Annotated in this window: 5 protein-coding genes and 1 pseudogene; all 6 read left to right on the top strand. The window is 56.7% G+C overall.

Going from position 1 to position 11,896, the window contains the following annotated elements:
* Window positions 1–73: 73 nt before the first annotated feature.
* Window positions 74–1,216, top strand: a complete 1,143-nt coding sequence (wecB, locus tag J5M71_RS25340; protein ID WP_207838173.1) for a UDP-N-acetylglucosamine 2-epimerase (non-hydrolyzing) — start codon at window positions 74–76, stop codon at window positions 1,214–1,216.
* Window positions 1,213–2,475, top strand: a complete 1,263-nt coding sequence (gene wecC, locus J5M71_RS25345) for a UDP-N-acetyl-D-mannosamine dehydrogenase (RefSeq protein ID WP_207838175.1) — start codon at window positions 1,213–1,215, stop codon at window positions 2,473–2,475. The genes wecB and wecC overlap by 4 nt, the downstream gene beginning before the upstream one ends.
* 13 nt (window positions 2,476–2,488) lie before the next feature.
* Window positions 2,489–8,881, top strand: a complete 6,393-nt coding sequence (locus J5M71_RS25350; RefSeq protein WP_207838177.1) for a glycosyltransferase — start codon at window positions 2,489–2,491, stop codon at window positions 8,879–8,881.
* 163 nt (window positions 8,882–9,044) lie between these two features.
* The gene (locus J5M71_RS25355; protein ID WP_243434346.1) at window positions 9,045–11,255 is read left to right on the top strand and encodes a heparinase II/III family protein; all 2,211 of its coding nucleotides are present in this window, start codon (window positions 9,045–9,047) and stop codon (window positions 11,253–11,255) included.
* A 17-nt stretch (window positions 11,256–11,272) separates the two neighbouring features.
* The gene (locus J5M71_RS25360; RefSeq protein ID WP_207838179.1) at window positions 11,273–11,656 is read left to right on the top strand and encodes a hypothetical protein; all 384 of its coding nucleotides are present in this window, start codon (window positions 11,273–11,275) and stop codon (window positions 11,654–11,656) included.
* Between the two features lie 49 nt (window positions 11,657–11,705).
* Window positions 11,706–11,896: pseudogene (locus J5M71_RS25365) on the top strand (hypothetical protein); the annotation flags it as partial.

An 11,896-nucleotide genomic window follows, 5' to 3' on the forward strand; every position in this document is an offset into this window, starting at 1 on the left:
GCGTAATCCTCCGCGCTCCGCACACGTAGCACCCGATCCAACCGCCTTCACTCACACACAGAAGACCGTCGCCGTGTCCCTCAAGACCCTCACTGTATTTGGCACCCGCCCAGAGGCCATCAAAATGGCCCCCCTGGCCCTCAACCTTGCCCAGGACGACCGTTTCGAGTCGCGCGTCTGCGTAACTGGCCAGCACCGCCAGATGCTCGACCAGGTACTGGAGCTGTTCGAGATCACGCCCGACTACGACTTGAACATCATGAAGCCCGGCCAGGACCTGACCGACGTGACCACTGCCATCCTGCAGGGTCTGAAGCCTGTGCTGGCCGAGTTCAAGCCCGACGTGGTGCTGGTGCACGGGGACACCGCGACAACCCTGGCTACCAGCCTGGCCGCCTACTACCAGCAGATTCCGATCGCCCACGTGGAAGCCGGCCTGCGCACTGGCAACCTGTATTCGCCATGGCCGGAAGAAGGTAACCGCCGTCTGACCGGCGCTCTGGCCGCCCTGCACTTCGCGCCCACCTCCACCTCGCAGGACAACCTGCTGCGTGAAGGCATCGACGCCGCGACCATCCATACCACCGGCAACACCGTGATCGACGCGCTGCTGGAAGTGGTCCGCAAGCTGGAAAGCCCCGCGCTGAAAAGCCAGTTCGAAGGCCAGTTCAGCTTCCTGAACCCGGAGCGCCGCATGGTGCTGGTCACCGGCCATCGCCGCGAAAACTTTGGTGGCGGCTTCGAACGCATCTGCCAGGCGCTGGTACAAACCGCGCGCCAATTTCCTGACGTGGACATCGTGTACCCGGTACACCTCAACCCGAACGTGCGCGAACCGGTCAACCGCCTGCTGGCCGACGTCAACAACATTCACCTGATCGAGCCGCTGGACTACCTGCCGTTCGTCTACCTGATGACCCGTTCCTACCTGATCCTGACCGACTCCGGCGGCATCCAGGAAGAAGCCCCTGCCCTGGGCAAACCGGTACTGGTCATGCGTGACACCACCGAGCGCCCGGAAGCCGTGGCCGCCGGCACCGTCAAACTGGTGGGTACCGATGTGGAATCGATCACTGAACACCTGGCGAAACTGCTCAACGATGATGCGACCTATCGCGAGATGAGCTTTGCCCACAACCCCTACGGCGATGGAAAAGCGTGCGCGCGAATCCTCGACGCACTTTCCAACTTCTCTCGTTCCAAGGAAGTAGCATGAGCTTCAACAAGATTTCCGTCGTAGGCCTGGGCTATATCGGCCTGCCAACCGCCGCCGTTTTCGCCGCCCGCAAGAAGCACGTGATCGGTATCGATGTAAACCAGCATGCAGTCGACACCATCAACCGTGGCGAAATCCACATCGTCGAACCTGAGCTGGACATGGTGGTACACGCTGCCGTAACCGAAGGCTTCCTGCGTGCCTCCACTGTTCCGGAAGCTGCTGACGCCTTCCTGATCGCCGTACCAACCCCGTTCATGGATGACCACCAGCCGGACCTGAGCTACATCGAGTCTGCCAGCAAGGCCATCGCGCCCGTTCTGAAAAAGGGTGACCTGGTCATCCTGGAATCCACCTCCCCGGTCGGCGCTACCGAGCAGATGGCCTTCTGGCTGGCCCAGGCCCGCCCGGACCTGAGCTTCCCGCAAACCCACGGCGAAGACTCCGACATCCGCGTTGCCCACTGCCCTGAGCGTGTACTGCCAGGCCACGTGCTGCGCGAGCTGGTGGAAAACGACCGCATCATCGGCGGCATGACCAACAAGTGCTCCGAAGCAGCCGTACGCCTGTACCGCACCTTCGTCGAAGGCGAGTGCATCGTCACCAACGCCCGCACCGCAGAAATGTGCAAGCTGACCGAAAACAGCTTCCGTGACGTGAACATTGCCTTCGCCAACGAACTGTCGATCATCTGCGACAAGCTGGACATCGATGTGTGGGAGCTGATTCGCCTTGCCAACCACCACCCGCGCGTCAACATCCTGCAACCAGGCCCAGGCGTCGGCGGCCACTGCATCGCCGTCGACCCATGGTTCATCGTCAGCCAGACCCCAGAGCAGGCGCGCCTGATCCGCACTGCCCGGGTGGTCAACGACAGCAAGCCTGAGTGGGTGATCGACAAGGTCAAGATGGCCCTGGCCAACTTCCTGATCAAGAACCCGGGCAAGTCGGCCCAGCAAGTGAAAATTGCCTGCTACGGCCTGGCCTTCAAGGCCGATATCGACGACCTGCGCGAAAGCCCTGCCCTGAGCATTGCCGAGCGCCTGGGCAATGAGCTGGAAGCCACCCTGCAACTGGTCGAACCGAACATCGAAGCCTTGCCGCAGCGCCTGGCGCGCCACGAGCACGTGGACTTCGACTACGCGCAGGATAGCGCCGACATCCACGTACTGCTGGTGAAACACCGCGAATTCCGCGGCACCTTCAAGGTACGTGAAGCAGCATTCGTGATCGACGCCGCTGGCGTTACCCAGGCTTGATGGATCAAACCGCATGAATAACCCCACGCTTGAGAAACCCACCGTGAACACAGAGCTGCCTTCACCCTTGGCCGATATTCATGACCGCGTGATGGAAGCCTATTACGGCAAGCTGGGGGATCAGTTCATGCGGGAAACGCAGTCCCGCATCCACTGGATCTGCGCCCAGGTCAAAGGGCGCCGGATCCTGGATGTTGGCTGCTCGCAGGGCATCGTGCCCCTGCTGCTGGCACGTGAAGGCTGCCAGGTCACCGGTGTGGACACCAGCCCGCAGGCCATTGAAGAGGCCAAGGGCTACCTGTCTTCCGAACCGGCCCACATCCAGCAGAACGTCACGTATATCAATTCAGACTTCCTCGCGCTGGATACGCTCGAGGTCGAACCGGACACCGTTGTCATCAGCGAAGTGCTCGAGCACCTGGTACGCCCGGAGCTGTTCATCGAAAAGGCCTACGACCTGCTCAAGCAGGGTGGCCGAGTGGTGATTACCGTGCCGTTCGGGGTCAATGACTTCATTGACCACAAGCACACGTTCTACCTGATGGAACCGTTCCGGCTGCTGGCCGAGCATTTGCAGATCATCGACGTGAAGATGCTGGGCAAGTGGCTGGGTATCGTTGCCGTCAAGAGCGAAACACATAAGCCGGGTGTCATCGACTCGCTGAGCATTGATCGCGTTCGTGAGCTTGAAAAAGCCTTCGAATCCATCGAGCGCACCCTGCGCGAGAATCTCGGTGTGATCGGTAAGCGGTTGGAAGATACAAACAAGAAGTATCGCACGGTCAACGAACAGATTGCTCAACTCAAGCCCGAAGCCCAGAAGGCTGAAACGCTATCCAGAACGTTGCAAACCCGCGATGCCGAAATTGCGACACTGCAACAGGCCAACCGCGAAATTCTCGACGCCAAGGCAAAGCGGATAAAAGAACTTGAGGAAATCAAGGAGCGCCTGGATGACGCTAACAGAAAGTACCGCCTGGCCACTGAACAACTTTCCCACCTAAAGCCCGAAGCACAGAAGGCCGAGGCACTCTCGCGTCAGCTTCAGGATCGCGAATCACATATAGTTTCTATTGAGCAAGCGAGCCGGGAAGCCCTTGAGGCCAGCGCGCGCAGCATCATGGAGCTCAATGAAGAGCTCGATTCGCTCAAGTCCAAGCTGGGCGAGGCGAATGAAAAGTACCTCGCTACGGCCAGGCAGTATGCCGAGTTGGAACAGCAAATCGCGGAGCTTGAAGAAGCTCAAGTGCAGACATGCCAGGAACTGACCGTAGCCAACGACGAACTGGGGCAGCGGAATCAGGAGCTGGAGACCCTGCAGCAATCCCTTCACACCATCGAAGAACAATTGCTGGCCACCGATCAGCAGCGTGTGGCTGCTGAAGAGCTGGCAGCTAACGAGACGGCAAAGATAGCCGCACTGCAGGCTCAACACGATGCACTGGCAAGCCAGCTTCAACATATGTTGGAGCTTCAGGCAAAAGACCAACTCGACAATGCAGCCCTGAATGAGAACGTGAGTGCGCTTCAGAAACAACGTGACGAGCTGGCGGCTCAGCTTGAGTCGTTGTCTGAGCAGCTCGTCCAGGCCCAGCAGATCAACGATGGTCATGTAAGTGCGCTTCAGAAACAGCGCGAAGAACTGACGACTCAGCTTGAGTCGTTGTCTGAGCAGCTTGTCCAGGCCCAGCGGGTCAACGATGGTCATGTAGAAACCATCACAGTGCTTCGTGCACAGCAGGCCGCCTTGCAAGCCAAGCTGGAAAATCAGCAGCAGGCGGCAACCGAACTGCAGACTCGGGCCGAGCAAACGAGTGCTGGTCATGTAGACACCATCACTGCCCTCCGCGCTCAGCAGGCAGCCCTACAAGCTGCACTGGAAAGCCAGCGGCAGGTATCAGCCGAAACTCAGGCCCAGGCTGAACAGACAAGTGCTGCCCATGAAGGCACCATCACTACCCTCCGCGCCGAGCAGGCAGCCCTAAAAGCTGCGCTGGAAAGCCAACGGCAGGTATTGGCCGAAACTCAGGCCCAGGCTGAACAGACAAGTGCTGCCCATGAATACACCATCACTGCCCTGCACTCCCGTATCACTGATCTGGAAGCGCAGGTAGAAGCAGCGGTCGAATCACGGGATCAAACACTTGAGGCCAACACCGATTACATCGACACCATTGCCACCTTGCGCGAACGCCTGACGACGATGGAAGCCGCGTTGGAGAATCAGAAGGAGGCAATGAGCCAGCTGCAAAACGAAAGCAATCAGGATATTGCCAAGAAGGATGAATGCATCACCACGCTGCGCATGCGCCAAGCGGAACTGGAAGCCGAACTTGAAAGCGAGTTGGAGTATATGAACGAATTGCAGGCCCAAACCCAGAGGGCCGATGCTGCACAGGCCGAAACCATTGCCCTGTTGAAAGCACGTCAGGCAGAACTGGAAGTCCAGTTGCAGGCGATGAGCGAAAGACAGGCACGCGGCGAGCGTGAGCATGCCGCCCAGGCCAACACCATCAATACACTGGTGGACCTGCGCAATGGCTTGGAAGAGCAACTGCACGCAATGACGCAGGCTAATGCCCAAGCACAAGATGCCCAGGCAGAACAGGCAGAAACCATTGCCTCTCTGAATCAGGCCAAGGATGTGCTGGCCGAACAACTGTCGCTCGAGACTGCCAGCCGCCTGGCGGCGGAGGCGAGCCTGGCGGCCACCAACGAACAATGGCAAGCCCTGCGCATGCAGCTGGAAAACGAGCTGAACTCGTCGAAAGCAGGCCTGGGTGCGGCAAACATGAAGTATCGCACCGTCAGCACTGAACAGATCCCGCAACTGAAGGCCAACCTCAATCAGTTGCTGGAGCGCACTGCGGCGCAGCAGCGCAAGATCGACGAACTCAACGCAAATCTAGAGCGGGCCAACACGCAGCGCCATCTGGCCGAACAGCGTCTGGTCAAGACACGCACCAGCATGACTTACCAGCTGGGGTACCAGATCAAGAGCAGCGCGAGCTCCTTGGGCGGGCTGGTCAAACTGCCCGTACGCTTGCTGCGCCTGTACCGCAAGGCCAACCAGCAACGCCAGCAGAATGAACAGAAGCGGATCGCCAATGAGCCGATGAAGGCCCTGCTGCCTCCGGCACCGATAGTCCAGGATGAGAACTACCTGAAACTGCCAGAGGCCCTGCCGACCAGCGCGCAGAGCCGTTCTACGCTGTTGCGCCATGCCGACCAACCTGCAAGCCGCCTGAAAATGGCCTGCGTAATGGATGAGTTCACCTTCGGCTCCTACCGCTACGAATGCGACCTGATGCAGCTCACGCCTAGCAACTGGAAGGCAGAGCTGGAAGGCTTCGGCCCCGAATTGCTGTTCATCGAGTCTGCCTGGCGCGGCAAGGATGAGCTGTGGGGTAGCAAGGTTGGCCACAACAGTCAGGAATTGCAGGACATCCTGGCCTGGTGCCGTCAGAACAAGGTACCAACCGTATTCTGGAACAAGGAAGACCCGGTACACTTCGAGACCTTCCTGACCACTGCCAAGCAGTTCGACCATGTCTTCACCACCGACATCGACTGCATTCACCGCTATAAAGGTGCGCTCGGTCACGACCGCGTCTACCTGCTGCCATTCGCCTGCCAGCCAGCGCTGCATAACCCGATCGAGCTGTACGAGCGCAAAGACGCCTTTTGCTTCGCTGGTGCCTACTACGCCCGTTACCCGGAGCGTACCCGCGACCTGGGCAACTTCGTCTGCGAGCTGCCGAAGTTCCGACCGCTGGAAATCTTCGACCGCAACTTCGGCAAGAACGATGCGAACTATCAGTTCCCCGAGGAATATCAGCCGTACATCGTCGGCACCCTGCCCTTCGAAAAAATCGACACGGCTTACAAGGGCTACCGTTACGCGATCAACCTGAACTCGATCAAGCAATCGCAATCGATGTTCGCACGTCGAGTATTCGAGCTGCTGGGCTGCAACACCATCACCGTCAGCAACTTCTCGCGCGGTGTACGCCTGTTGTTCGGCGACCTGGTCGTCACCACCGACAATGGCGAAGAAATGCTGCGCCGCCTGCAGCTGCTGGCCGAAGACCCGCTCAACAGTGACAAGCTGAAACTCGCTGCCCTGCGTAAAGTGATGCAGGAGCACACTTACACCCAGCGCCTGGAATACGTGCTCAGCAAAGTGACAGGCACCAGCAAGGCCCAGCGCCTGCCGGAAATCGTGGTCGTCTGCGAAGCCCAGGATCGTCAGCAGTTCGACATGCTGCGCGCCCACCTGAACCGCCAGACCTACAGCCAGGTACGCATGGTCATCATCACCGATGCCTATCAGAGCAGCATCGTAAGTGATGACCCTCGCATTCTGGTGCTCAAACCAGCCCAACTGAAGAAATCCAGCCTTGGCGAGCTGGTTGGCAACACCCCGTGGGTTGCTGCGTTTGTACCGGGCGACTACTACGGCCCCAACTACCTGCTAGACCTGGCGCTGGCAACGCGCTACAGCCGTGCACAGGTGGTTGGTAAAGCCGCTCACTTCACCTGCAAGGGGCAAGATGCCGAGCTGCAGTCGAATGAACTGGCATACCGTCCGGCTCAATCGCTGAGCGCACGGCGCTCGTTGGTGGCGACCGAGATCATTGCCGGCCAGCCATTGCTAAGCTGGTTGAAGGGCCTGCCATCGCTGGAGTACGCACACGAGCAAGGCCTGGCCATCGACCCATTCAACTATTGCGAGAATGGTGCGGCACAGCAGGAAAACATCAGCGCCAAGGTTGACGATCTGGACCTGAACCTTGGTATGACCATCGACCAACTGCAGGCTCGGGCCCAGGCCATTGCGCCTCTGAAAGTCAGCCATGACTCGCCGGAAATCACCGGCCGCGCCTTGGCCGAAATGTTCGGAGTCAAGCACAACAAGTTCCTCGACCTGGCCGTCGATGTGGATAGCTGGCGCGTGAACTCCAAGCTGGCAGATGGCAAGCATGAGTACGTGTATGCGCTGAATGAAGTCAGCCTGGACCAGCTGAATATCCAGGACCGTAAGCTGAAGCTGTACCTCGACTGCACGCCTGGCCTGAACGTGCAATTGGTGGTGCTGTTCCTCGATGCCGAGAAGCAGCGGATCAGCCACGTGATGCAGCATGCCAACCGTAACCAGACTTCCGAGGTTCCGCCGGAAGCCGCCTTCGTACGCTTCGGCCTGCGTGCCTATGCTTCCGGCAACACCGAAATCAAGGCGCTGGTGCTCGGCCACCGCAACCTGCAGCCGTCGGAGATGCTGGGCCGTTCGCAACACCTGGTTGTCACCAACCATTACCCGGCCTATGAAGACCTGTATCGCAACGGCTTTGTGCATAGCCGAGTGATGGCGTATCAAGAGCAGAATCTGAACGTCGACATCTTCCGCCTGCGCAAGAACGAGGCTGTCAGCTATCACGAGTTCCAGAACGTGGATGTGGTAACCGGGTGCCAGACGACGCTCACCAAGATGCTTGAAAGTGGCCAGTACAAAAGTGTGCTGGTGCACTTCCTGGATCCCGATATGTGGGAAGTGCTCAAGCGCTTCACGCACTTGGTCAAGGTAGTGGTGTGGGTGCACGGCGCAGAGGTACAGCCTTGGTGGCGACGCGAGTACAACTACTCGGATGAACACCAGTTGGCGCTGGCAAAAGTCGAGAGCGAAAAACGCATGGCGTTCTGGCGCGAGACGCTGACGAACATGCCTGCCAATCTGAAACTCGTCTTCGTGTCTCGCTACTTTGCTGAAGAAGTAATGGAGGATGTGGGCTTCCGCATTCCTGAAGATCGCTACGAGATCATTCATAACCCGATTGATACGGAAACCTTCTCGTACCAGGCCAAGCCTGAAGCGCAGCGTATGAAGCTGCTGTCCATCCGTCCCTATGCATCCGCCAAGTACGCAAACGATCTGAGTGTCAAAGCGATCGAGTTGCTGGCAGAGAAACCGTACTTCAAGGACCTTGAGTTCCGCATGATCGGTGATGGCGTATTGTTTGAGGATACCCTCGCCCCGCTGCGTAAGTTCAGCAACGTGACGATTGAGCGCGGCTTTCTCAAGCATCAAGAGATTGCAGCACTGCACAAACAGTACGGCCTGTTCCTTTGCCCGACACGCATGGATGCCCAAGGTGTCTCCCGTGATGAAGCGATGGCTTCCGGTCTGGTCGCCGTGACAAACGCTGTTACAGCGATCCCTGAATTTGTCGATGATGAATGTGGGATTCTGGCACCTGGCGATGACGCCCAAGCGATGGCAGACGGTATCGCGCGGGTGATCGAATCACCGGAACTGTTCCGCAAGATGTCCGCGGCGGCACGTGTACGTGTTGAAAAACAAACCGCCAAGCATTCAATCATCACCCGTGAAATAGACCTGATTCGATAAGCATGATCCTGGTGCCAAGCCAACTGTTGGCCCCACTGAACGCGCGGCAGCAGGTCTGCCGCCGCAGCAGGCTCTTCGATCATCTTTCGGCGAACTGATTGAGCGCCTTGCAGCGCCATTGAGGGCTATGCCCTTTTCACTATCCAGAAACCACTACAAAGACATGCTTAAGATAATCCGCGATCACTTCTTCAAGGAAGACGAAATCGAGGCTACACCAGTACCCATGGTGGATAAGCCGGTGTTGGACTTCCTTTCCGACCGGGACATTCTGGATTACAGATCATTCTGCAATCACGGTAGCGAAATCGACGAGCCTTTTTACCTTCAGGGCTTCAGTGGCAATGCGCGCGCTGCAATGCTGGATGGCAATCCCGTCTTTACCTTTACTGGAAACGCGAACGTTTACCAGATTCGCTTCAAGATGCCGCGTAGCTTCCACGGGAACGGCCTGCACCTGAGGTTCCGCATTTCCGATTGGGAAAAGCTGAACTACATCGGGGTTGGCTACACATTCGAAGTCAGCTACCGCCATGTAAAGATCGTGAATGCCGCTCGAGGTGAGTGGATTGATTTCACTATCGGGCACAACGACCTGGCATTCGGTATTCAGAATGACTGGGATGCCCCACCCGCCTGCGATTTTGAGGAAATAAAGCTCTATTTCAAAGGACAGCCGAAAGAAGAAGGCTCGACCCTGGAAATCGAGCGCCTGACCTGCTGGCATGAAAACGACAAGCCAGCTGCCTGGCTGACCGAAGGTTTTGCAAGAGAGCCTCTTCCCGAAGCACTTCTCGATTCTCTTTATGCTTACATGGAGAAATGCTTCAAGGACGTACCGACTCAAGCGAATGATTATCTGGAAAAAGGCGTCTGCCCACTCTATGGAAACATTGGCCTGGACTGGGACTGGCAACTGACCCTGCCTGACGACCTCGACTCTGTTGGCACCTATCGTTTTTCGTGGCATTCGCTGCATCCGGCAATCATTCTGATGCTGCATGCACGGCAAGAGAACAGCGTAGCGCCTCTGTTCCCGGCACGTGAGTTCACCAGTAACTGGCTGGAACGAAGCTATTTCAATGCCGACGAGGACAGGAAGTTTGCTTGGTACGACCACGGCACCGCCGAGCGACTGCTGGCATTCTTGATGATTTGGGATATTGGTGCAAAGCAGCAGTTCGATACCCGCTTCATGGTGCGCCTGCGCGCAGCCATCTTCAAACATGCCCAGCTGCTGGCTTCGGAGATGTTCTACGCCTCTCACCAGGCATCCCGCTACCACAACCATGCCTGGTTCCAGGATATGGCACTGCTGGCAACCAGCCTGGCCATGCCCGACTTCCCATGCTCCGAACGCTGGCAGTCGCTGGCCTTGTCACGCCTGACTGACCAACTTGACACGTTGATCGTTCGCGACAACGGTTACGCAGTGTTTGTAGAAAACTCCATCGGCTATCACCAAGGCGTACAACGGCTGATCGCCTTCGCTGGCGAACTGGCGCAGCAGAGTTCGCACGTCACCACCATTCCAACGGTCGCTGAAGAACTACTCAAATTCTCTGACTTCTTGCGCTACCCGGATAATCGTTCCCCTGCGCAGGGCGACACATTCCGCCGCGCTAATCCGGACCTGGAAACGGTACGTAATTGCAAGAACTACCCAACTGCCTCCGCGACGATCCTTCCAACCGCAGGATACGCGATTATCAAGGGCAACCACGCACAGACCGCTTACATGCTGACCATGTTTGCAACTTCGCTGTGCAAAACTCACAAGCATCAGGACAACCTGTCTTTCACGTTGTTCATGGATGGTATTGAGTGGCTTATCGACCCGAGCTTCTACTCGCACGAATATGTTAAGCCAATACAAAGCTTCCTGAGAGGCCCCTACTCGCACAATAATCCTGTTATCGGCGATGTGCCATATAGCATTGAACCAGGGCACGCTCAACTTACCGGTGAGGTCATTGATAATGGCTTTTCCTTGCAAGGCTCGCATGACGCCTTTGCCGACACCATCGTCAAACGTAGCATCAGTGGTCATCTAGATCACCTGCGGCTCGACATCAGCGACGAGATCCATACATCGCTGAAAGACAAGCCCATGTTTAGCCTGTTCCACTGCGGTGACGGCACGCAGGTGACAAAGACCCAAGATGGCGTGGAGATTCGGCATCCAGCGTCAAAATATCGAATTACCATCGCTTCGAACTGCCCCTGCACGGTTGTCACAGGCTGGAACGATGATCAACTAGTAAAAGGCATAAGCGGCGTTGGATTCATGCAACAGATCGACACGTCGATGGTTGCATTTGAAATGAAGAACGCTATGAAAGCGCAATTCACCATTACAGCCCACCACAACTAAAGTTTTTCGGAATAAACATGAAGAAGATTGCTCTGTATTCGATTCTGGCCCTTTTCCTGACCGCTTGCGATGCACCGAACACGGCCAATATTAACCTTAAGGAAGGTAGCAAGATCTCTCTGAATAATGTCAAGAGCACCAAAAGCTACATGACAACCAAGGACGAGAAGGATCGTCAATTCCACTACTTCGAAACCACTGCTGACCTGAAGACTGTATACCAAGACTTCAGCCAAGCGCTGGAAAAGAACGGCTACAAGCCAAGCATTAAAATTCAAGACGACTCGACAATTCAAGCATACTTCAGAAAGCCAAACTCTGCGATGATTGTTGCAAACTTCAAACAATCCAACCCTAATCAGGCAGCTACTCAAGCAGTACTTTCCTGGGCAGTAAACTAAAAGTAATGCCCCGGATATCTCAGATGCATCTGAAACAAGGCAAGTTATCATGAACGAAGCAAAAAGCGTAAACCCCAACTCAGGCCGCTGGATCTATTCTGTTGCTTCCAAGATAACTCGCAATATTCCGGGGCTAACTTTAACGATCATCGCCTGCACTTTAGCCGCGCAGATCAGCTTGTTGGCAGCATCATACCTGCCCCTGAAGGCTATCATTCTTATTGGATCACCTTCTATTCC

Origin of the sequence: Pseudomonas sp. 43(2021), assembly GCF_017490805.1 — a bacterium.
GTDB lineage: Bacteria > Pseudomonadota > Gammaproteobacteria > Pseudomonadales > Pseudomonadaceae > Aquipseudomonas.